This window comes from Rickettsia endosymbiont of Cardiosporidium cionae, assembly GCF_015476335.1.
Lineage (GTDB): Bacteria > Pseudomonadota > Alphaproteobacteria > Rickettsiales > Rickettsiaceae > JADHZC01.
Window position 1 is genome coordinate 163,930 of record NZ_JADAQY010000005.1, and the last position, 22,779, is coordinate 186,708.

Consider the following 22,779-nt stretch of genomic DNA (forward strand, 5'->3'; position numbering starts at 1 on the left):
GCTATATTGTGTAATCTTGTATCAATCCATTAATAAAATATTTAATATATGCCAAATTTTATATATAGAGTAAAAAATTACGTTCGAAAAATTTTTATATCTAATGATAAATTAAATTTGATATTCAACATCATATCGATAATCACTTTAATAACTGTAATTATCACTATCTACTACATATTCACTGGAATAATTTTTAAAAACTATTCCTTTGATATAATACTCAACATTATAAGTAATATAAGTATCATCCTATCAATATTATTAGGATTATTAAATATACTAGCAATATCAAAATTCTTTATAGTTACTAAAGGGCAGAAACATTCTATACAAAAAAGAATCACCCAGGCATTTACAATGATGTCGATAATTCCTGCTATTCTAATAATAGGATTCTTTGTATATTTTTTTCAATTTTCTATACAATCATGGTTTGATAATAAAATATCTAATGTATTAAACGAATCTGTATTGGTGGGTAACGCATATATAAAAGATCGTACTACACAACTGAAAGAAATTGCTAATTCTATCACAATAGATATTCGTAACTCAAGTCAGGATGAAAAATTATTGAGTAATATTTTTAATGAATTAGTCAATATAGGCCCAGTTGATGAAATAATATTATTTAATAAATCGAATGGCCATATCATAGCTCAAACAGATTTTAGTTCTTATTTATCATTATTTACTATAAATTCAAGCGACTTTTTAAGGGCGATTGAAGGGGAGATGGTTGAATTATCTAATGATCCCAACAAAATGAGAATACTAGTAAATATTACATCTAATATCTACCTGTTAGTTGGTAAATGGATAGATAGAAATATCATTAATCATATAGATCAAACTAATGGTACTACATCAGAGTATCTGAGACTGAAACTCTATATGTTTGATTTAGAAAAGATCGGATTACAAATTTTTATATCAGTATTTCTTACCATATTACTTTTTGGTACTATTTTTGCTAAAAAATTTGCAAAAAATCTTGTACAACCTATACAACAATTACTAATTGCATCTGAAAAAGTTAGAGGAGGAGATTTAAGTACAAAAGTCGTGATGAAACTTACCAATCAAGATGAATTTACAATACTGATATCTACATTTAATATGATGATTCAACAAATAGCTGCACAACAAAAAAAATTATTAGCTGCTCAAAAAGCACTAGCATGGTCTGATGTAGCAAGAAGAATAGCCCACGAAATTAAAAACCCCCTAACTCCAATACAACTATCAGCAGAACTTCTAGTAAAGAAATTTCTATCTGAAGTTACTAATAAGGATATATTTCAACGATATATTGATAATATATTAAAGCACTCTAATGTTATACTTTCTATAGCATCAGAATTCGTAAACTTTTCTACATTTCCAAAACCAATATTTGTAATTCAAGACATTATATCATTGATAAAATCACATATATTTTCTAGAAAAATTATTAATGAACACATAGACTATATATTTGAGTCTAACACAAATAAGCTAGATTTCATCTGTGATGTTCAACAAATAGATCAAGTATTAATGAATATTCTACAAAATGCTGAAGAATCACTTGCATCAACTGAAAAGAGTTATAGAGGTAAAATTCATATTTTAGTAAAATATAAATTTCCTGAGCTAAGCATAACATGTATTGACAACGGCCCTGGTTTTACAAACGATATAATACATCATGTAAAAGAGCCTTATGTAACTTCTAAAGTAAATGGTACAGGCCTTGGTTTATCAATAGTAGATAGGATAGTACAAGAACATTGTGGATATATCTGCACTGAAAATAATTTAGTATTGTATAGCAATACAGAAAAACCAGGGGCAAAAATTAGCTTAATCTTTAACTTAGAGGAACTGAAAAATAAGTTATAAATATTTATATAATATTAATAACTTATTTTTTATGTAACAAAAAATCAATAGTATTAGTAAAAATTATTACATTGATTTTATTTTGTTGATTTATCAACATAATCATATTATTGTTTCCAGTGTGGCTAGTGATGATAAGTCTTATAGATAAATTCTAAAATAAAGCGAGTAATTTTATGCATATGGGTAATTAGAGGTCGGTATTAGGTAATGTTTTAGTGTAATAAATTATTCACTAAGTTGTCACTGTGTTGTACGCAACTTTTGTATTATTGTATTCCAATATATTGAGGTATAAATATTATGGCTTTAAATGTTCTTATAGTGGATGATGAAATGGATATATGTAACTTGATATCTGATACCCTAGATAGTAGAATTTATAGCACTCGTGTAGCATCAAATAGTTATCAGGCATTAGAAGAAATTACAAAAAAGATTCCAAATGTTATTGTACTAGATGTTTGGTTACAAGGAAGTGAAATAGATGGCTTAGGGATATTAGAAATAGTTAAAGAACGATATCCTTTTATACCAGTGATCATGATTAGCGGACATGGAACTATAAAAATAGCAGTAGAAGCTATAAAGATGGGGGCTTATGATTATCTAGAAAAACCCTTTAGCCATGAAAAGCTACTCATATTAATCCAGAGAGCAACAGAGGCTACGTTACTCAAAAAAGAAAATATAGAACTCAGATCTAAAGTCCTAGATAAACTTAGTTTAGTAGGCAATTCAGCAACAATTACAAAGTTTAAATCTTCCATAGATAAAGTTGCGTCTAGTAGTGCAAGAATTATGATCTTCGGAGCTGTTGGTAGCGGTAAAGAATTAACTGCAAAATTAATTCATAAACAATCTGATAGGACCACTAATCCTTTTGTAGTGTTTAATCCATCATTAATGACAGAAAATAAAATTATGTCTGAGTTATTTGGTGATACGGAAAATAATAATAGCAATGTTTACCATTTACTCAGCAAAAGATTAACTATTTTAGAGGCAGCTAACACCGGTGTGCTGTATATAGATGAAATAACAGAATTACCAATTAAAGTACAAAAAAGATTAATACAGTTTTTACAAGATCAAACAATAGTAAGAAACGGACAAAGCATAAAATTAGATATACGCTTTATTACTTCGACATCTAAGAACATACAGTCAGAAATAGATAAACATAATTTTAGGCTAGATTTATATTATAGATTAAATGTTATATCGCTAAAAGTACCAATGCTAGGAGAACATAAAGATGATATCCCAGCTTTAGTAGAGTATTTTGTAGAACAATTATCTAATTTTTCCGGTCTAAAAAAACGTAACTTTTCTTCAGAAGCACTAGCTGCTCTTCAGTCTTACGATTGGCCTGGTAATATAAGACAATTGCGCAACGTAGTAGAATGGACGCTAATTATGACTCCAATCTGTGATTCAGAGTGTTATGAAATTAATATAAATATGTTACCTAAAGAAATATTAGATAATAAATTAAAAGTAGAAACAATGCATAATCACACAAATTCACCAAACATAGATATGATGTCTATGCCTCTAAGAGAAGCCAGAGAGGTTTTTGAAAGACAGTACTTAGCTGCGCAAATGAATAGATTTAACAATAATATCTCTAAAACTTCAAATTTTGTGGGTATGGAAAGATCTGCTTTACACAGAAAGCTGAAAATGCTGAGTATTAGTAGTGAAAAATACAGTAAATTAAAGTTGGAAGCATTATAGCAAATCATTACCTACGAGGCTGATATTAATATAGTCTATTTGTTATTCTAATGTTCTCGTACTTAAAATCTAAAGTAAGTTTTCGTGCCTTTGCTTTGCTTTTGCTTCTTTGATATATTCTTACCAATGATTTTAATTTGTAATATTTCACTATCAGTATCTTTTGTTAAATTGGACTGTAAATTAACTAATAAGGGCATAAATTATTGCTCTATCAATGCTCTCTAGCATAAATGAAATTTAGCATTATTTTAAGAATTAATATCATAAAAAATAGTTATAACCGCTGATGATCAAAAATTTTGCTTAATTTTGTATTTTGTTTCATATTGATTTTATAGATCTATTCTATATCTATAAAATCTAGTTAGATAATTTAATTTTTCTACTCTTAGTGATCAGTAAAAACAAAAATTGACAGTATATTTTATAATAATTAAACATACTGAATACTATATTAATTCAATATTCTCAGCCTAAAACTAATAACTTGAGTATAACTATAGATGTAACCTAACATAACAGATTATAAAACTAAAATAACAATTATTAGAGGTATAAAATACTAATTTAATTCAAACATTATTCAAAACACATAATGTCTGTACAAAAAGTTTTTTTTACAAGTTAGTATTTTATCAAATACAAAAACTAACAATTATAACCAAATCTTATCATTTAAGTCTAGAAAGTGTAATACACTAATATGTCTAGATAAAAAATCTATCTAATTTTAAAATACATCTCATAAATAACTACTAAAACTTTAATAAATAGTAAAAAACATCTTGTTTTTAAGCTCACTAACGGCTACTATCATACAGGCGTTCAATAATAATAGAAATAATTTTAAAAAGCAAAAATTATGAATAAGACCGATTTAGTACGCTTTATTACCAAAAAATATGCGATTAGCAGCACTGAAGCAAAACAAGCTTTGGAGATGTCTATAGATTCTATAGAATCAAACCTAGTTGCAGGCAGTGAGGTAGCTCTTGTAGGATTTGGAACATTTTCTATAAAGCGTAGACAAGAAAAAGCCGGTGTAAACCCAAAAACTAGGGAGAAAATCACAATACCAGCTGCAAATTATGTATCCTTTAAGGCAGGTAAAAACTTAAAAGAAGCTGTGAATAAGTAATTTCTTGTATTTATTAAGATAGTTGTAAATTCACTGTAACCAACTTTGGTGGCATTGATATTGGTGTCTTTGCTTATTTTTTTTGGAGTGATTTTATCGTTTTTATAAAGATAGCTATCTATTTTACAATTTATTTACTATAGTAAAAATAGAACAGTTATTTAGTATATTTTTAGAAGTGTTAGGATTCTGAGTTTTGTACTTCTATCACCCACAAGCAATGTGTGATTTATACAACTATAGTAAATCTAGATAGTAGCTATAATTACTATTTAATTTGTAAAGCTTGAGTTAAATGATTTAGAATCGTTCTCCAGTGGTTCTAGGACGTTAAGTGAGTAATAATTCGTTATGCAATTACACTAGGATTTCGTTTATAGTAATTACAGTGAATATCCCCAATGATTTTAAAGCATGTAGAAAAAATGTATAAATTTTTGTTAATCATATCCATATCTCTTGCTCAAGCTTTTGTTTACGCCGAGAGATTGCATGACAATGTTAAAATAGTCACCGATGTGTATAATGTTGTTTCATCTGTTTCTAAAACAGATGAAACTCCTAACATAAAATCAAAATCTTCTGATATTTTATTGGCATCCAACTCCTCTGTTTGCAATGCAAGCACTAAAAGTGAAGAAGATCAGAAAAATGAAGAAAAAAATATTGATAATACTAAGGAAAAAAATACAAAGGGCTTAAATTTTAATTTTTCTGCGCTTGCAAATTTCGAGTTGGGTTTTAGAGGGTTGACAAACAAAGCGTCCGATAAAAAAAATGTTTCAGCAAGGCACGAAAGATTTGCATTGTTTAATCAGGTAGGTGTGTTATTAGATATATCCAATAAGGTTAATGATATAAAATATGGTGCACATATATCGTTATTAACGGCAGGCAAAAGGAGTGGAAGTGCGACATTTAACGGATCTCATATCTTTTTTGAAACTCCATATGGAAAGTTAGAACTAGGGGCGCCTTTTGATGCTTCTGATAAGATGACTCTTGAAGCATGTAGCATAGCCGCGGCTGCTCCCAATAGTTGGAGTAGATATGCATATGTTCCTAAGGATAGAGGATTAGATATAGGATTCCTTACATCTTGCGAGAATTTTCTTGGTTCAAGATTGCGTGCAAGTCTGAATAACAGTAATACTAGTGAACCATCTAGAAAAATTTCTTACTATACGCCTGAGTTTGAACCTTTCTCTGAAAATACTAAAATCCAATTAGGGATTTCGTACATACCAGATTCTACAAATACAGGTTCTGATAGTTCCAGTAAAGTATCTTCTAAGGTCAATAAGCACAAAAATGATCTGGATCAGATGATTGTAGAAATTGATCAAAATGTGAAAGATTCTGTTTCTGCAGCTTTATCCGTTGAACATCATATCAATAATAATGTAGGAGTAAAACTTGTACTTAGTGGAGAAGTAGGTAAATCTTCTGGATATGCTATTGATGAAAAAAATAATCCAAAAGTTAAACATCCATTAAAAAATTTGGCTGCCTATAATATAGGAGGTGTTTTAACATATGGTAATTTTAAATATGCTTTATCCTATGGAGCTTTAGGGAATAGTTTAACCAGTGATAAAGTACATAAGATAAAAGCTAATGCTAAAACTTATTCCGCTGGAACAGCCTACTCTCAAGGGCCTTTTAAAGTGAGTATTACGTATTATGGATCAGTACAATTTAAAAACAGAGTAAATCAGCTATCTATTGGTAGCGACTATAAATTGGTACCAGGTTTCGTACCATATATACAAATTACTGGGTATAATATGAAAGGAAATTCAGAGTTTTTAGATTCTAGTAATAAGCAGACCGTTAAATCCTCTGGCATGGTAGCTTTGATAGGGGCTAAATTAAGGTTGTAAGTTTTATGATGCGAGTATACATGATAACAAGTAAATCGTATTCTCTTAAAACTCAGATCTGTCACATTAGCTCTTGGTTCATTTATACTTTATTGTACAATGAATTGTAAAATTATTGATAGTATTCTGTATATTAAAATTTCTATCATTTTGATTTTTTTTACTATATACCCAATTTATGAAATCAGCAATGAAGAAATTGACTCCAAAATAATACAAGATACCAAAGTAATACAAAAAATTGATCTAGAAAAATTAGTTATAGACTTAGAAAAAAATAATGAATTTGAAGACTACATAAAACAATATCCTAATTTAAAAGAACATCAATATGCCAATATTGTAGTAATGAACAAAATCACTACAGAAGCTAGTAATATGACTCTACAATTGAATACTAGATCTTTGATAAACAATCTTTCAATAGAGGTACAGCATTGCGTAGAGGATAACAACATTTATCAACCAGGATACTGGATATTAATGTCAATACACGAATTATCACAGAAAGAGAAAAAAAAAATTTTCTACGGTTGGATATTGTCATCTAATCCTTCAATATCAAATATAATACACCCAGTATATGAAATAATACCTCTGAAATGTTTTTCACAACTACACCAAAACATTAGTGATGATAAACAGGTGAAATGATAATATCAGATATAAAACACTACATCTCAATAATAAGTTGACTGTAGTAGTATTTATTAAAAAATTAAGACACACACTTACTTAGTTTAATAATTCAGAGAATTTTTTTACAAGTTTATCTATTAGAGTTAGTATTACTCGATTTTTTTCATATGATATCTTATCAGATTCAAGGCCGCGCAACACCTCTTGAAAATACAAAATATGATTCTGTGTATAATATTTTCTGTTCTTAATTTTGACTATTTTTAAATGACTACTTAACCTCTCTAATTTTTGAATATGATAACAAGAAACTGATAATATAGAAGATAATTCCTTAATAGAAAAATACTTCTTGCTCTGATTGATGTTAACTATCATGACATGAATAATTTTTATTTAGATATTTATTACTATGTTTACTACCGTAATTTACTTCTTTTTTAGACTTATTAGCTGCAGCAAATTGTAAAATATACCTAGAAAATACTGTAACAGGAGACTTTGTATTTATATTATACCCTGGTCTGGGAGATTTATATTTAACTGAAAAAGAACCAAACCCCCTTAAAGTTACTCTATTTTGTGATTTTACTATATATAATATAGAATCAAAAATAGATAAAACTATCTCCATAGAGATTTTATATGATATGCCAAGTTCCTGCTGTAAATAACAAGCTAAATCTTCTTTATTTCTATTCTTTATTACCTTAGTCATAATTTTATCTTAATAAATAAAATAAACCTGTATAACTAACATGTACTAGTCTACCACCTTAATATTATCGAGCCCCAGGTCAATCCGGCACCGAATGCTGTAAATAATATAATATCACCGGTATTAACTGAGTTTGTCAGAGTACAGTTATACAGAGCAAGAGGTATGGATGCTGCAGAACAATTTGCATGATCTTGAATTGTAGTGATAGCCTTACTAGGGTGGATTTTTATTCTATCTATTAACGCATTGATTAACCTAAGATTAGCCTGGTGCGGTATAAAATAATCTATGTCATCATAACATAAATTATTTCTAGAAATAATTTTACTTACTGATTCAGACATTTTTTCAATAGCCTTTTTATAAATCTCGCTACCATTCATTCTAAGATAGCCTATTTCACCTGTAGAACCTACCCCTCCTTCTGTGTACAGCAAATTATAACATTTACCATCAGAATAAATATCACTATCTATAATTCCAGAATATGTATCATCTGATTTTAAGAGTAATGCCCCTGCACCATCTCCAAACAAAACACATGTTTTACGATCAGCCCAATCCAATAGAGAAGACATTTTTTCTGCACATACTAACAATATAGTTTTATATTTTAAAGATTTTAGCATAGCATCTGCTACTTGCATTCCATAAATAAAACCTGAACATACTGCTTGTAAATCAAAAGCTGGTTGATTATCCAACTCCAAGTGCCCATGCAATTTGGTAGCTAAAGACGGGAAAACATTATCTGCAGTAGTAGTACATACTATAACTAAATCTATTTCAGATTTATGAATTTTAGCATTTTCAATTGCAATTTTTGCAGCTTCAAAGGCCAGCACTGATGTAGGCTCACTTTTTTCACTAATATGCCTCTGAGATATACCAGTTCTTGAACTAATCCATTCATCGCTTGTATTTAAAGATTTATCTAAATCTTGATTTTTTAAGATCCTTTTTGGTAAATATCCACCACAACCTAAAATTTTATATCCCATTCAACAACTGACCTAATTTATCAAGAAAATTATTAATTTTATAACTAAATCCCAACTAAAATCTTACTTCTTATCTATAAAGCATTTACAATGCTAAAACTACTTGTTAAATTAACATTATCAAACAATAACACCAGTTACCTACTCGGCATTAGTTTCATCTTTTATTTTAGAAATAACAATCTGACGATTATTATAAGCACCACTGCTTTTATCTATATTGTGAGATAGTCTATATTCCCCTGTATCTTTATCAACTACAGCATTTATTCGTACTAGACCATCATGCGCACGCCTCTGATTTCTTTTGGATTTAGAGGTCTTTTTTTTAGGAACAGCCATTTTATGATTACCCAATATTTAAAATTAAATATTTATACAACTTTATCTTAATTACATATTGATTTTTACTAACATTTACCTTAATAATATAAAAATGCTGTTTTGTCAATTATTATAAGTTTACATTGATTATATCAGTAATGCTTAAGATAGTTGATTGAAATCTATGAAGTCAATTTGAAAATTATAAATGAGATTATTAATGATAAAATACTGCATATTAATAATTCCTGTATTAATAATGATTTCTAGTTGCAATACTATAAAATATTCAGGACATTTTGTTTCGGATACAGATATTGAAGATATTAATAATATTAAACCTACTAAATCTTATCTAGTAACGTTAATAGGTAGCGCTAGCTATATTCCTTCTTCTGACCCTAATGTTTGGTATTATTCTTACAGAAAGTTAAACGAATCATTCTCCAAAAACATAATATTGGAACAAAGAATATTAAAAGTAACATTCGAAGAAAATAAAGTAAGTAATGCATTATTAGTCGTTGATGGATATAATGACGATATCGTTATAGAAGGCTATGAAAAATTAAACAAAAATAATCTACTCAGAACATATTTTAAAAATTTACAAATTTTTTCTCGGAAGGAAAAATATGAAAAAAAATATAACCTTCCTATACAATTCGCTCCTTCACCGTTGCATTATAATTTACATAAAAATTAATGTTTTAAACAAAAATTTAAATTGCTAATCAAAAAAGGACTTAAATGATAAACAACAGTGAAATGGAAAAATTAGAAAAATTAGCCATGATTAAACTTAGCAGTAATGAGCGAAAGGTTTTTATACAAAATTTTAGTAATACTCTAAAAATGCTTGATCAACTCCATAAAATAGATTGTGATAATGTCGACCCTCTAACTTCAGTAGTGCCTAGTAAAGCAAGAAGTTTAAGAAAGGATTTCGTAACAGTTAGCAATATTTCAAACCAAATTTTTACTAATATTCCAGAAGAAAACACAGATATAACAAAAGAAACCAATTGTTTTATAGTACCCAAAATATTAGAATAAGTTAATACTATTACTGCATCTCAACTGTGTGGGATCGAGCATATTTTTATAAATAGCAATCAACTATATAGCAAAAGGCCAATAAAAAAACATGTCAGAGTTAACAAAATTATCTATAGTAGAAACACTTAAAAAATTAAAAAATAAAGATTTTTCAGTTAAAGAGCTCATTACTGCCCATATTGAACAAATATCTAAACATAAACCACTGAATTGCTATATAACAACAAATTTTGAACAAGCTCTACTACAAGCAGAAAAATCTGATCAACGTTATCTATCAAACTCTGCTAGAAAGCTAGAAGGAATAGCCATAGCCGTGAAAGATGTATTTTGTACAAAAGGGATAAGAACCACCGCAGGGTCTAAAATGCTTGATAACTTTGTGCCTACATATGAATCTACTGTTAGCAATAAAATATTGAGTGAAGGTAGTATAATATTAGGAAAAGCTAATATGGATGAATTCTCAATGGGGTCCAGTAACACTAATAGTTACTTCGGAGCTACTCTTAACCCTTGGAAAGAAAAAGGATCTTCTATAGATCTAGTACCTGGAGGTTCTTCAGGAGGTTCAGCAGCAGCGGTAAGTTCTTTTCAAGCAATGGCAGCATTAGGAGGAGATACAGGGGGATCTATAAGACAACCTGCATCTTTCACTGGTACAGTTGGTATAAAACCTACATATGGTAGATGTTCAAGGTGGGGTATGATAGCATTTGCTAGCTCACTAGATCAAGCAGGCATATTCACTAGAAATGTAAAAGATGCAGCTATAACGCTAGAAACTATAATGGGGTATGATCCAAAAGATTCAACTTCAAGCCAAAATACTATACCAAATTTACAATCTGTATGTGATCTCAGTATAAAAAATACAAAGATAGGTATACCAATAAATATAATGGAAAATCAGGATATTAATCCTGAAATAAAAACAATCTGGAAAAATTCTATTAGTATTTTAAAGAATGCAGGTGCCCAAATAGTTGAGATCACACTACCATATATTGAACACGCTCTACCAACTTACTACGTTATAGCTTCAGCAGAAGCTTCATCAAATTTAGCCAGGTATGATTCTATAAGATATGGCTACAGAATTAACAACACAGATGGCTTAAAGTTAGAAGATATCTCCATAAGAAGCCGCACAGAAGCATTTGGAGAAGAAGTGAAAAGAAGGATTCTGATTGGAACATACGTACTATCAGCAAACCGTATGAATACATATTACATAAAGGCACAAAAAATACGTAATCTCATATCTTGTGATTTTCAAAATGCATTTAAGAAAGTAGAAGCTATACTAATGCCTGCTACACCCAACTCAGCCTTTCCTGTAACTCAAACAGCTGATCCTACCACCGCATACCTAAACGATATATTCACTACAGCACCAAGTTTATCTGGTTTACCATGTTTATCAGTACCTGCAGGATTAACTAATTCTGGATTACCACTTGGTATTCAGATAATATCTCAATATTTTAGAGAGGATAATCTTATAAAACTAGCATATAATATAGAAAAATCTATCAATATTAATTTTGTACCTGAGGGCTACTAACTGTATATAAATTTCTATTAAAAACTATGTTAAATGGTGTTTAATTATTACTAATTCTTTCTTATTGAATGTTTGATTATCGTAAACTAAGATCTAACAGACTAAAATCATATAACAGTATTAATTCCAATAAATTATTATATGATTTACATCAAAATATTATTGAGAGAATTACTGCAATAGACCAAAAATTTACGAATATTTTAATATTTGACCTCAATTACCATTCATTCCCTAACATGATTTTTAGTAAATTTAGTAATTCTAACTTATATGTAAAAAATTTTAGCGAAGATATAGCATACACTGATGATAGTATTGATTTAATAATATTTCCCTTTGGATTACATTGGATAAATGATATACAAAAATTACTATTATCGATAAATAATAAACTTACAAAAAAAGGGATTTTTATTGCAAAACTTATAGCAGGGAAGAGCTTAAATAATCTATATAAAGTTTTAGTGAATCTAGAATCACTACACTCAAATAAATATATAAAACGTATTGGACCATTTATAGCATTAAACAGCATATCTGATTTGATGCAACAGGCAAATTTTTCAGATATAATAATAGACGTGGATAAAGTAGAATTAGAATCTCGTACTCCATTGGAGTTGATAAAAGCTATCAAATCATTAGGAGAATCAAACACGATAATCTCAACAAATAACACTTATTCAATCAATAAAATAATGTATAATGCGCTATCAAAATCTACTGAACAAAATTTTACTGACCAGATCAATATCGTTACTATATTGGCAAGTAAAAATAAAAATGTTATTAAGCTTAAATATTTTTAATATGATAAATTATTTTTTTTTAACTTTATTAATTCTGAAATACTAATTAAATCTATGTTATGAGACTTCAAAGTTGGTAACCATTTCTGGATCTCATCGAGAGTCAATTTAAAACTTCTTGCATATCCTATTGCAGTACCCTTAGCTTTTGATATTGCTATCAATTTAGATAAATTATTTGCTATAGTATCACGATCTAAATCGTCATCTATTACGACATCACTCACTAACAACTTTGCATCCGAATCAAAATTAATATGCGACAATTTTTCAGACTTATTACCTAATATAAATTTTAATTTTTTACTAGTTATTGCTTTAAGTAGAATTAAAGCAGAATTAATATCCGAGGTAAACATCTCTTTATTACTGCTATATATTCCATCATAATAATTATGCACACTCAAGATATTTAATAATCTTGTATGATTCTCTTCCGAAGAAATGCTAGATAGTAATTTATATTTATTATACACACTATCTTCATTCCTACTATTTTCTTCCATTGGAATGTATAAATATATCTCATTTCCACTAGACCTAGCCTTACTTACAAAATTCATACTTTTATTACTAAATGGTAATACTCCAAATGCAAACTCTTTAGGTAATTTTAGCGCTAAATTCGAAATTTTATCATTCACACCTAAATTTGTTATCAGAATTGATATTTTATTACTATTATTATCAGCAAATTTTTGATCGCTTAATCTATAATTTTTTTCTAATTCTGAATCTATATTTTCATTATTAATATCTGAGAATAATTTATCTGAAGCTGAATTTTTATTAAAATACAATTGTCCTGATTGGTGGTCTGATATAATCCTATGGTAGGAAGTACTAGGTAAATCATTGATGTCGAACACATGCAAATGCTCCATAAGGATAGACTTTTTAATATGATATGGCCTTATAACAAGCACCCAAAATATTACCGAAGCAATAGATAGAAAAGCGAGAGCTACATTAATAGTAACTAATAACTGTTTAAAGTTTTTTGACAAAAATCTTTGATCCATATTCTACTAATCAACTACTTAATAGTAGCACAGTTACTGTTGTTTAGTTTGTTGATCATTCACCACGATCAAAGCCCTAATTATATCATAAGATCTGGCATATAAATAATCCGCCTTATATCTTTTAGATTGTTGATCTAGAGTATTGTCAGTGGCATCGGTAGTATTTTTCTTTTTTTTATTATATTTGGTTAAATAATTATTCACCTCAGGTGAATTAAGAATACTAGATTCTTCTGTACTAGTATTAGCGCTAGCTTTTACTGCCTGATCTTCTTTTGGGAGCGGAATTACTACATCAGGGATTATACCACTTCCATTAATAGATGACCCTGAAGGAGTATAATATTTTCCTGTAGTGAGCTTTACAGCAGCTCTAGAATTGATACTAGTAACTGTCTGTATTGTACCTTTGCCAAAAGATTTACTACCTACTATTACAGCTCTCTTATGATCCTGAAGTGCACCTGCTACTATTTCAGATCCAGAAGCACTTCCCCCATTAATCATCAGCACTACTGGTACATTTGGAGCTTTATCTAAAAATTTCCTTGCATATATTACCTTAGCATCCTTTGAATTTCTTGTTTTAGTACTTACAACCACACCATTATCTATGAAATACTCTGCAACATAAATTGCTTGTTCTAAAATACCTCCTGGATTATTCCTTAAATCTAAAACAATACCAGATAGCTTTTTATTCTCTTGTAAAAGTTTTTTTTGCATTTCTTTAAAGCTTCCCCTAATCAATTCAATTGTATTAGCATTAAATACACTGATTCTTATATAGGCTACTGCAATATTGTTATCTATCTCTAAATCATATTTGACAGGAACAATTTTCACGGATGAACGTTTTAATTCAACATGCCTTACCTTACCTGTATCAATACTTAGCACTTCCAATGCTACTAATGTGCCTTCAGATCCACGAATCTGCCGTACACTTTTGGTATAACCTAAATCAGATACTAAAACCCCATCTACTGCAATAATATAATCCCCAGCTTTTATACCTGCATTATAAGCAGGCAGATCATCTATAGGAGATATAACCCTTATTACATTGCCTTCTGGTATTATTTCTACTCCTATTCCACCAAACTTACCTTCATTCATTTCGTTCAGGTCTCTTTTTGCTTCATCCACATAATAGCTTGAAAATGGATCTAGTGATAATAACATACCATCAATAGCAGCATCTGTCATTTCCTGAAAATTAGGTATTTGTACATAATTTTCTTCGATATGCTCAAAAATATCCTGAAATTGTTTATAATAATATTCTTTCTGAATTTTTTGTGAATCTTTCCCTGCAAGACAACTATAAGATAAAAATATTATATATAAAACTTGCTGAATCAGACTTAAAATATATTTTGTATAATTATTCATACTTAGTATTTTATAGATATAAACATAATTAAAAATTACATCAAATACTGACACTAACAACTTAGTTGATTTTATATAGCTAGTCAAGCATAGAGCAAAACAGTTTTATAAAACTATAAATCAATTATTAAAATGGTATATTTTAATTTGACTTGATATAAAATCTCTTATTAATAAATAGAATAGTGATCTTTAAATCTGTTACAGAATACAGATTGATATTTTTAAAAAAATATGTAATATTCACTCAGTGAAACATCTAAGATTGTAACTGTTTTTTATTGGTATATGCTAGAATCATAAGAAACTCAACAATTAATTCAATTGTAATCGAAATTGTAAATTAAGTGCTCAAAAAAAAGCTTTATATAAAAACATATGGATGTCAGATGAATGTCTATGATTCCATCAAAATGCAAGAAATAATGTATCCTCAAGGGTTTCATATCACTAGTGAACCATGTGAAGCTGATATGGTAATATTAAATACTTGTCATATAAGAGAAAAAGCTTCAGAAAAACTATACTCTGAATTAGGACGTATAAAAAAAATAAAAAATAACAATAACCTAATATTAGCAGTTGCTGGCTGTGTAGGGCAAGCAGAAGGAGAAGAAATATTCAACAGAGCACCATATGTTGATATCGTAGTAGGCCCCCAATCCTACCACAATCTTCCTGAATTAGTCAATAAAGTTACTAAGCAGAATGCAAAGCACCTAATATCTCTTGACTTTATAGAGGAAGAAAAATTTGATAAATTACCAGAATCATTTTATACACAGGGTGCCAGCGCATTTGTATCTATACAAGAGGGATGTGACAAGTTTTGTACTTTTTGTGTTGTCCCTTATACTAGAGGAGGAGAATTTTCAAGATCTGTAGAAGAAATTTATCGTGAATCTTTATATTTTGTTTCAAAAGGATCAAAAGAAATATATTTGTTAGGGCAAAATGTTAATGCTTACCATGGAGTAGGCTACGACAACACAAACTTTAATTTAGCAAAACTCATCACAAAAATTGCTAAAATCAAGGGGTTAGAAAGAATAAGATATACCACATCCCATCCAAAAGATATGTCAGATGAACTAATTAAGTTACATGGAAAAGAAGAAAAATTAATGCCATTTCTACATCTTCCTGTTCAATCTGGTTCTAATAAGATTCTAAAAGCTATGAATAGAAAGCATACAAGAGAAAGATATATTGAAATTATTCAACAACTAAGGGAATCTAGGCCTGATATTGCATTTTCATCAGATTTTATTGTAGGATTTCCAGGTGAAACAGAGGAGGATTTTCAAGAAAGCTTAACATTAGTAAAACAAGTTAAATACTCTCAATGTTTTTCTTTTAAATATAGCCCTAGACCAGGTACTCCTTCTGCACTAAAAGAACAGTTACCAGAAGATATTAAATCAGATAGATTATTTAAACTACAACAAATATTATTAGATCAACAGCTAAAGTTTAACAAAAACTCTATTGGTAAAATATTACCAATATTATTTGATAAACATGGAAAATTTGAAAAACAAATACTTGGGAAAACACCTTACATGCAATCAGTGTTTATACAAAATGAAGATGAAAATCTAATAGGTAAGATAATGAAAGTAAAAATTACAACAGGGTTATACAATAGCCTATCTGGAAACATTATCAATTGATATCAAAATATCTGCATTATATTCGTCTGAAATCAACTTTAGTATAACTTCTGAATATTAATTAATCATCAGTAATCAATGCTTTTACTACATAAATTACTCAAATGGATATTTTATATCACTATCATTATCATAATATCCACAGCTTGTACTATATATTACTATTCCAGGGATTTACCAGATTATTCTACATTAAAACAATATCACCCTCCATCTGTTACAAGAATTTATTCAGCAGATGGAAAAATAATGAAAGAATGTTACAAAGATTATAGAATATTTGTTCCAATATCAAATATTCCTAAATTACTCAAAAATGCATTCATTGCTGCTGAGGATAAAAATTTCTATGAACATAAGGGAGTAGATGTTTATAGCATTACCAGAGCGCTAATAAATAATATAAAAAACCTTAATAAAAATGTACATGTAGAAGGAGGTTCTACAATAACACAACAAGTTATAAAAACTTTTCTATTAAGCCCCAAAAAATCTTTAGAAAGAAAAATAAAAGAAGCAATTCTTGCATATAAAATATCTAATATTTTAACTAAAGATGAAATATTAGAATTATATCTAAACCAGGTGTATCTTGGTAATAATTCTTACGGTGTAGCAGCAGCGGCATTAAACTATTTTAATAAATCTCTAGATAAACTTACTCTTAATGAAGCTGCTTTATTAGCAGCTTTACCAAAATCTCCTTCTAGAATCAATCCTATTAAGAATTATGATGCATCTATAATAAGAAAAAATTATGTAATAGGAAGAATGCTGAAAGATGGATATGTTGAAGAACAATCAGCAAATTCAGCATTAAATGAACAAATCACAATTAGTAAATTTATAAAAAAAGATATTGTCAAGGCTGATTACTATGCTTCAAAGGTAATGAAAGAGGTGGTTAATATGTTTGGACAAGAATTTCTTGAAACTTCTGGTATAACGATTATCACATGCATGGACTCTAAAATACAGCAAAACGCACAAAATGCTCTGTACAAAGGAATAAAAAATTATGATAAAAATAAATCTCATAGAGGAATATTTACTTCAATACCAATTAATAATTGGAAAGATGAAATAACCACAATAGAAAAACCAGCTGGAATTATTTTTAAAGAAATTGCAGTAGTATTAGATGTTACAAAATTTCCCTTAGTTAACATTGGGCTTGAAAATGGTGATACTGCAGTAATTGACATAAGTAAAACAAAAATTGATTCTAAAATAGTTAATTTAAAGCTGAAAATAGGCGATGTAATTTTTGTAGAAAAATTGAATAATGATTTTATTTTGAAAATACCTCCTCTAGTCAATGGTGCAATAATTGCTATAGAACCTAAAACTGGGCGCGTATTGGCATTAGAAGGAGGGTATGACTTTAACAACAGTCAATTTGATAGAGCTACTCAAGCAGAAAGACAATCCGGTTCATTAATCAAAACATTTATAGTAATTTCAGCACTTGAACGAGGATTTAAACCCAATGATATATTTGATGACGAATATATCGAAATATACCAAAACTCCAAATCACCAATGTGGATACCTAAAAATCATGATGATAAATTCTTAGGCCCTATCACTATGAGAAGTGCATTGGAAAAATCAAGAAATGCTGCAACCATAAGAATAGCTCAAGCAGTCGGGATGAATAAAATTATTACTACACTAAAAAAATTCTCTATAAGTAATCGCTATGATAAGCTGGACTCTGTAGTTCTAGGCACAATTAACACCACATTAGAAAAAATTACTACAGGATATGCCATTATAGCTAACCAAGGTAGAAAAATCGAACCTCATTATATTGAATTAATTAAAGACCGTAAAGGAAACATAATATATAAAAGAGATTATAAAGAACAAATAAATCTTGTATCTCAAGAAGAACAATTACCAGATATAATGGATTTACAAGAGGAAAAAAATACTGATGTAGTAATACAAAAAAATATTGCTTATCAAATTACTTCAATACTTGAAGGAGCATTTAAGAGAAGGCTGAGTAAATCTTCAAAATTACAAAATAAATATATAGCAGGTAAAACTGGTACTACAAACAACAGTATGGATGCCTGGTTTATTGGTTTTACTCCCAGAATTGCAACTGGAGTATATATCGGGTTTGATACACCACATACATTGGGTAAAAAAGCATTCGGAACTACTTTAGCATTACCAATATTTACAAATTTTATGACAAAAATTGATGATAATATGATAACAGTACCTTTTAAAATACCCGACTCTATCAAACTAATCCCTATAAATCCAGATACAGGAAGTGTATTACCTAACTTAGAACAAAGAGATACCAAGCACATCTTGGAATCATTCACAGATAAAAATTTATCGACTGATCCAAACACACCAGTTTTATAAAGAGCAAGAGCACGAGCACGATTTCAGCATTTCAGATGGTGGATCATACATCATAAGATTCCCTATATCTTATTCATATACATTTAGATTAGCAAAAATACCGAAACCGCAGAAGATTACCACTCACAAAAGAAGCACTGAAATAATAAATTGCAAACGGTAATAAAAAGACATGTGGTCTATAAGCCGGATCCTGTTACGCAAATAAAAGCGTATGCAGTTATTTATCTAGGATAAATATTACTATTTACCTCAAGCGACCTACCCGTGTTATTCAAAAATTTCTAGCAATAGATAACTAGGGATCAAATAATCCAAATAACACCTATTTGGTCTTGCTCTTGATGGGGTTTACAATGCGGTTCATGTCGCCACAAACCCGGTGCACTCTTACTACACCATTTCACCCTTACCTATTGGTATTTACTACGAATAGGCGGTATATTTTCTGTTGCACTTTCCCTGGTTAGTCAATCCAACTGGGGGTTACCCAGCATCATATCTATTCAGAGTCCAGACTTTCCTCATAACTACCACCCAATAGAATAAAAAAATCACTACTGGATAATTCGTTATGCAACTGCACGACCACCTAGCAAATGTAGCAATAAAACATGCAGATGTCAACATCATCATATAATTTTCATCTGCTTTAAAATTCAGTACCTTTTGGACATAATAAAAAATGCCCAATAATAACTTACAAATAAGGTAATCCAGAAAAGAATAATAGTGGATAAAAACTATCCTGATATCTTACCTTGTAAAAATAGTAGATTCTACAATCTATTTAAACTGCGCAGCAACTATTTTGGCCAATGGGATCCTATAAGGAGAACAAGAAATATAGTCTACTCCTATAGATTGAAAGAATTTTATAGATTCAGGATTTCCTGCATGCTCTCCACACACGCCTATCACCAAGTTAGGATTAACTTTTTTACCCTTATTTATCGCTATTTTAATAAGCTCTCCTACTGCTTCAAAATCAATTTGAACAAATGGATCTTCATGAAATATTTCTTTCTTCAAATATATTTGTAAAAAACTTCCCAAATCATCTCTGGATATACCATAAGTTGTTTGAGTTAAATCGTTTGTACCAAAACTAAAAAAATCCACATGAGGTGCTATTTTATCAGCAGTCAATGCTGCTCTGGGCAATTCTATCATAGTACCAATTTTCAAATTAAATTTCTTAGAATATAAGAATTCCATTTGCTCTATTTTTTTCTTAATAGTATCTAATACGGTTATTAACTCCAAATAATGGCTAACAAACGGAATCATAATCTCTACTTTAGTATGAAAACTATAATTTTTATCTACATCATTCAACGCAGATATTATAGCCTCTACCTGCATTTCATATATTTCTGGATAGGAAATAGCTAACCTACAACCTCTGTGACCTAACATAGGGTTCACCTCAAACAATTTATCCAACCTAAGTTTGAGCACAGAAAATGGCATAGATAAATAATCTGCAAGTAGTTTTTGATCTTCAATTTTACCAGGTAAAAATTCATGTAAAGGCGGGTCTAATAATCTGATAGTAATACTTCCGTCTTCAACATTTTTAAATAATTTAACAAAATCCTCTACTTGTAATTTTAAAAGCTTATTAATACTATTAATTCTGATTTTATCATTATCGCTAACTATCATTTCTTGAACTAATAGTATTTTATGATCCTCAAAGAACATATGTTCAGTACGACATAATCCTATATCATTCACGAAAAATGTCTTGGCGGTCTCAATATTATTTATGGTTTCTGCATTAACTTTAACTTGCAATTTACTAAATTGTTCAGACCATAACAAAATATTTTGTAACTCTTTTGAAAAACTATGCACAGCTAACTTAACATTTCCTATAAAAATCTTACCTGTAGAACCATCTAAGGTAATCAAATCACCTTGCTTTAGTATATAATTTTCTGAGTTATACATAGATTTTTTATCTTCATCTATAGTAATATCACTAACACCACATACACATGGCTTACCTAATCCCCTTGCTACAACTGCTGCGTGTGAGGTGATACCACCCCTTGATGTCAAGATAGCAAGAGAAATGCTCATAGCTTTAATATCATCTGGGCTAGTATCATTTCTTACTAAGATGACTCCATGTGTTTTTGAAAATATTTCAGCATCATTCAATGAAAACACTACCTTCCCCGTTACTGCCCCAGGAGATGCAGGTAACCCAGATGCGAATATCTTATAATCACTAATATTTGTGTAATCCACACTATCATGTAGAAGATTAAGCACTTTATCAGTATTGATTTTGTTTAATGCCCATTGTTTAGTAAAAATCCCTTCTAATGCCATATCATGAATAATTTTTATATCGGCCAAAGAGGTTCTTTTACCAGTTCTTGTCTGTAAGATATATAAAATCCCATTTTCTACTGTAAATTCAATATCTTGCATATCTTTATAGTATAATTCTAGCTGATCACATATCGAGATTAGCTGAGAGTAAACTTCGGGCATCAAAGATTTTAAAGACTCATCTTCATTAACAAGGTTATTAATAGCTAATGGAGTTCGAGTTCCTGAAACTATGTCCTCACCCTGAGCATTGATCAAAAATTCACCAAATGGCATTTTGTCACCATTTGAAGGGGATCTGGTAAAGATTACACCAGTAGCAGAATTTTTTCCTGAATTACCAAAGACCATCATCTGCACGTTAATAGCAGTACCTAAAACATCATTTATGTTATTCATTTTTCTATAAAACACAGCCCTAGGATTATTCCAAGATTTTAATACAGCCGTAATAGAATTAAATAATTGAGTATAAACATCGGAATTTATTTCAAAATTACTATGCTTTAATATTACTTCTTTAAATTTTGTAATTATATCTTTTACTACCACTAAATCTTTTGTCATATGATCATCATACAATCTATATACAGATCCAAATATCTCGGGGCTAATACCTAGTACAATTGTTCCATACATATATAAGAATCTCTTATAACTATCATATGCGCAATGGGGGTTATTAGTGTTACACGCAATTGCATCAGCGACTTCGTCATTTATACCAAGGTTCAATATTGTATCCATCATGCCTGGCATTGAACTCTGAGCTCCAGATCTCACAGAAAGCAATAATGGATTCTCCCTACTATTAAATTTTTTTTTACAAGTCCTTTCTAATCTAACAATAGCTTCATATATTTCTTGTTTGAAATTCTCTGACAATTTATAACCATTCTGCACAAAAACATCATATATTTCTGTAGTAATGGTAAATCCAGGAGGTATAGGTAATTTTAAATTACACATTTCTGCTAGATTAGCACCTTTTACTCCTAGCAAATGCTCCATATTTTTAGAACCTTCTGCACTCCCACTAGAAAAGTGATATATATATTTTTTTTTCATTATTATACTTAGCTATAAGACACATAAAAAACATCACACAATCACTATATATAAATAGATATTAATTACTATAAAAAATTAAGTTCTAAGATTTGGATTGCACATTATTA

The 22,779-nt window shown here is 29.4% G+C and carries 18 protein-coding genes and 1 other RNA gene; 11 read left to right on the top strand and 8 right to left on the bottom strand.

Features of this window, described 5'->3' with window-relative positions; genetic code table 11:
- The first annotated feature begins 48 nt into the window (after positions 1 to 48).
- From IHI24_RS03820 to IHI24_RS03840, 5 genes are all read left to right on the top strand, one after another.
- Positions 49 to 1,887: a sensor histidine kinase gene (locus IHI24_RS03820; protein ID WP_194966737.1), complete on the top strand. Its 1,839-nt coding sequence runs from the start codon at positions 49 to 51 to the stop codon at positions 1,885 to 1,887.
- A gap of 303 nt (positions 1,888 to 2,190) precedes the next feature.
- A complete protein-coding gene (locus IHI24_RS03825; protein ID WP_407690726.1) occupies positions 2,191 to 3,627 on the top strand; it encodes a sigma-54-dependent transcriptional regulator in 1,437 nt (478 codons plus the stop codon).
- Positions 3,628 to 4,492: 865 nt separating this feature from the next.
- A complete protein-coding gene (locus tag IHI24_RS03830; protein WP_194966738.1) occupies positions 4,493 to 4,768 on the top strand; it encodes an HU family DNA-binding protein in 276 nt (91 codons plus the stop codon).
- A gap of 401 nt (positions 4,769 to 5,169) precedes the next feature.
- Positions 5,170 to 6,651 (top strand): porin, encoded by a 1,482-nt coding sequence (locus tag IHI24_RS03835; RefSeq protein WP_194966739.1) that lies wholly within the window; start codon positions 5,170 to 5,172, stop codon positions 6,649 to 6,651.
- Between the two features lie 99 nt (positions 6,652 to 6,750).
- Positions 6,751 to 7,305: a DUF2155 domain-containing protein gene (locus IHI24_RS03840; RefSeq protein WP_194966740.1), complete on the top strand. Its 555-nt coding sequence runs from the start codon at positions 6,751 to 6,753 to the stop codon at positions 7,303 to 7,305.
- An 81-nt stretch (positions 7,306 to 7,386) separates the two neighbouring features.
- Here IHI24_RS03840 and IHI24_RS03845 read toward each other — a convergent pair whose 3' ends face one another.
- From IHI24_RS03845 to rpmF, 4 genes are all read right to left on the bottom strand, one after another.
- A complete protein-coding gene (locus IHI24_RS03845; RefSeq protein ID WP_194966741.1) occupies positions 7,387 to 7,668 on the bottom strand; it encodes a hypothetical protein in 282 nt (93 codons plus the stop codon).
- Positions 7,658 to 8,008: an HU family DNA-binding protein gene (locus IHI24_RS03850; protein ID WP_194966742.1), complete on the bottom strand. Its 351-nt coding sequence runs from the start codon at positions 8,006 to 8,008 to the stop codon at positions 7,658 to 7,660. Before IHI24_RS03850 ends, IHI24_RS03845 begins: the two co-directional genes overlap by 11 nt.
- Positions 8,009 to 8,058: 50 nt before the next feature.
- The gene (locus IHI24_RS03855) at positions 8,059 to 9,012 is read right to left on the bottom strand and encodes a beta-ketoacyl-ACP synthase III (protein WP_194966743.1); all 954 of its coding nucleotides are present in this window, start codon (positions 9,010 to 9,012) and stop codon (positions 8,059 to 8,061) included.
- Between the two features lie 141 nt (positions 9,013 to 9,153).
- The gene (rpmF, locus tag IHI24_RS03860; protein WP_194966744.1) at positions 9,154 to 9,354 is read right to left on the bottom strand and encodes a 50S ribosomal protein L32; all 201 of its coding nucleotides are present in this window, start codon (positions 9,352 to 9,354) and stop codon (positions 9,154 to 9,156) included.
- A gap of 190 nt (positions 9,355 to 9,544) precedes the next feature.
- Here rpmF and IHI24_RS03865 point away from each other — a divergent pair, with 190 nt between their 5' ends.
- The 4 genes from IHI24_RS03865 (at position 9,545) to IHI24_RS03880 (ending at position 12,774) form a co-directional block, all read left to right on the top strand.
- Complete coding sequence (locus tag IHI24_RS03865; RefSeq protein WP_194966745.1) at positions 9,545 to 10,042, top strand: outer membrane protein assembly factor BamE; 498 nt, start codon at positions 9,545 to 9,547, stop codon at positions 10,040 to 10,042.
- Positions 10,043 to 10,086: 44 nt separating this feature from the next.
- Positions 10,087 to 10,392: an Asp-tRNA(Asn)/Glu-tRNA(Gln) amidotransferase subunit GatC gene (gene gatC, locus IHI24_RS03870; protein WP_194966746.1), complete on the top strand. Its 306-nt coding sequence runs from the start codon at positions 10,087 to 10,089 to the stop codon at positions 10,390 to 10,392.
- Between the two features lie 91 nt (positions 10,393 to 10,483).
- The gene (gene gatA / locus IHI24_RS03875) at positions 10,484 to 11,962 is read left to right on the top strand and encodes an Asp-tRNA(Asn)/Glu-tRNA(Gln) amidotransferase subunit GatA (RefSeq protein ID WP_194966747.1); all 1,479 of its coding nucleotides are present in this window, start codon (positions 10,484 to 10,486) and stop codon (positions 11,960 to 11,962) included.
- Between the two features lie 68 nt (positions 11,963 to 12,030).
- Positions 12,031 to 12,774: a methyltransferase domain-containing protein gene (locus IHI24_RS03880; RefSeq protein WP_194966748.1), complete on the top strand. Its 744-nt coding sequence runs from the start codon at positions 12,031 to 12,033 to the stop codon at positions 12,772 to 12,774.
- Here the strand turns inward: IHI24_RS03880 and IHI24_RS03885 are convergent.
- Together IHI24_RS03885 and IHI24_RS03890 are read right to left on the bottom strand one after the other, a co-directional pair.
- Positions 12,771 to 13,796, bottom strand: coding sequence for a divergent polysaccharide deacetylase family protein (locus IHI24_RS03885; protein WP_194966749.1), 1,026 nt, complete (start codon positions 13,794 to 13,796; stop codon positions 12,771 to 12,773). The two genes, IHI24_RS03880 and IHI24_RS03885, sit on opposite strands and share 4 nt — an antisense overlap.
- Before the next feature lie 33 nt (positions 13,797 to 13,829).
- Positions 13,830 to 15,194 carry a S41 family peptidase gene (locus IHI24_RS03890; RefSeq protein WP_228777154.1) on the bottom strand — a complete coding sequence of 455 codons (1,365 nt, stop codon included), beginning with the start codon at positions 15,192 to 15,194 and terminating at the stop codon, positions 13,830 to 13,832.
- Positions 15,195 to 15,541: 347 nt separating this feature from the next.
- Here IHI24_RS03890 and miaB point away from each other — a divergent pair, with 347 nt between their 5' ends.
- Together miaB and IHI24_RS03900 are read left to right on the top strand one after the other, a co-directional pair.
- Positions 15,542 to 16,867, top strand: coding sequence for a tRNA (N6-isopentenyl adenosine(37)-C2)-methylthiotransferase MiaB (miaB, locus tag IHI24_RS03895; RefSeq protein WP_194966750.1), 1,326 nt, complete (start codon positions 15,542 to 15,544; stop codon positions 16,865 to 16,867).
- A 78-nt stretch (positions 16,868 to 16,945) separates the two neighbouring features.
- Positions 16,946 to 19,255 carry a penicillin-binding protein 1A gene (locus IHI24_RS03900; protein WP_194966751.1) on the top strand — a complete coding sequence of 770 codons (2,310 nt, stop codon included), beginning with the start codon at positions 16,946 to 16,948 and terminating at the stop codon, positions 19,253 to 19,255.
- A gap of 166 nt (positions 19,256 to 19,421) precedes the next feature.
- Here IHI24_RS03900 and rnpB read toward each other — a convergent pair.
- Positions 19,422 to 19,851: RNase P RNA component class A (gene rnpB, locus IHI24_RS03905), an RNA gene on the bottom strand.
- 190 nt (positions 19,852 to 20,041) lie between these two features.
- Complete coding sequence (gene ppdK, locus IHI24_RS03910; protein WP_194966752.1) at positions 20,042 to 22,669, bottom strand: pyruvate, phosphate dikinase; 2,628 nt, start codon at positions 22,667 to 22,669, stop codon at positions 20,042 to 20,044.
- Positions 22,670 to 22,779: the final 110 nt, after the last annotated feature.

Coding starts and splice junctions, on each gene's coding strand:
- IHI24_RS03820 (WP_194966737.1), top strand. CDS start 49: ATGCCAAATTTTATATATAGAGTAAAAAATTACGTTCGAAAAATTTTT.
- IHI24_RS03825 (WP_407690726.1), top strand. CDS start 2,191: ATGGCTTTAAATGTTCTTATAGTGGATGATGAAATGGATATATGTAAC.
- IHI24_RS03830 (WP_194966738.1), top strand. CDS start 4,493: ATGAATAAGACCGATTTAGTACGCTTTATTACCAAAAAATATGCGATT.
- IHI24_RS03835 (WP_194966739.1), top strand. CDS start 5,170: ATGATTTTAAAGCATGTAGAAAAAATGTATAAATTTTTGTTAATCATA.
- IHI24_RS03840 (WP_194966740.1), top strand. CDS start 6,751: ATGAATTGTAAAATTATTGATAGTATTCTGTATATTAAAATTTCTATC.
- IHI24_RS03845 (WP_194966741.1), bottom strand. CDS start 7,668: ATGATAGTTAACATCAATCAGAGCAAGAAGTATTTTTCTATTAAGGAA.
- IHI24_RS03850 (WP_194966742.1), bottom strand. CDS start 8,008: ATGACTAAGGTAATAAAGAATAGAAATAAAGAAGATTTAGCTTGTTAT.
- IHI24_RS03855 (WP_194966743.1), bottom strand. CDS start 9,012: ATGGGATATAAAATTTTAGGTTGTGGTGGATATTTACCAAAAAGGATC.
- rpmF (WP_194966744.1), bottom strand. CDS start 9,354: ATGGCTGTTCCTAAAAAAAAGACCTCTAAATCCAAAAGAAATCAGAGG.
- IHI24_RS03865 (WP_194966745.1), top strand. CDS start 9,545: ATGAGATTATTAATGATAAAATACTGCATATTAATAATTCCTGTATTA.
- gatC (WP_194966746.1), top strand. CDS start 10,087: ATGATAAACAACAGTGAAATGGAAAAATTAGAAAAATTAGCCATGATT.
- gatA (WP_194966747.1), top strand. CDS start 10,484: ATGTCAGAGTTAACAAAATTATCTATAGTAGAAACACTTAAAAAATTA.
- IHI24_RS03880 (WP_194966748.1), top strand. CDS start 12,031: ATGTTTGATTATCGTAAACTAAGATCTAACAGACTAAAATCATATAAC.
- IHI24_RS03885 (WP_194966749.1), bottom strand. CDS start 13,796: ATGGATCAAAGATTTTTGTCAAAAAACTTTAAACAGTTATTAGTTACT.
- IHI24_RS03890 (WP_228777154.1), bottom strand. CDS start 15,194: ATGAATAATTATACAAAATATATTTTAAGTCTGATTCAGCAAGTTTTA.
- IHI24_RS03900 (WP_194966751.1), top strand. CDS start 16,946: ATGCTTTTACTACATAAATTACTCAAATGGATATTTTATATCACTATC.
- ppdK (WP_194966752.1), bottom strand. CDS start 22,669: ATGAAAAAAAAATATATATATCACTTTTCTAGTGGGAGTGCAGAAGGT.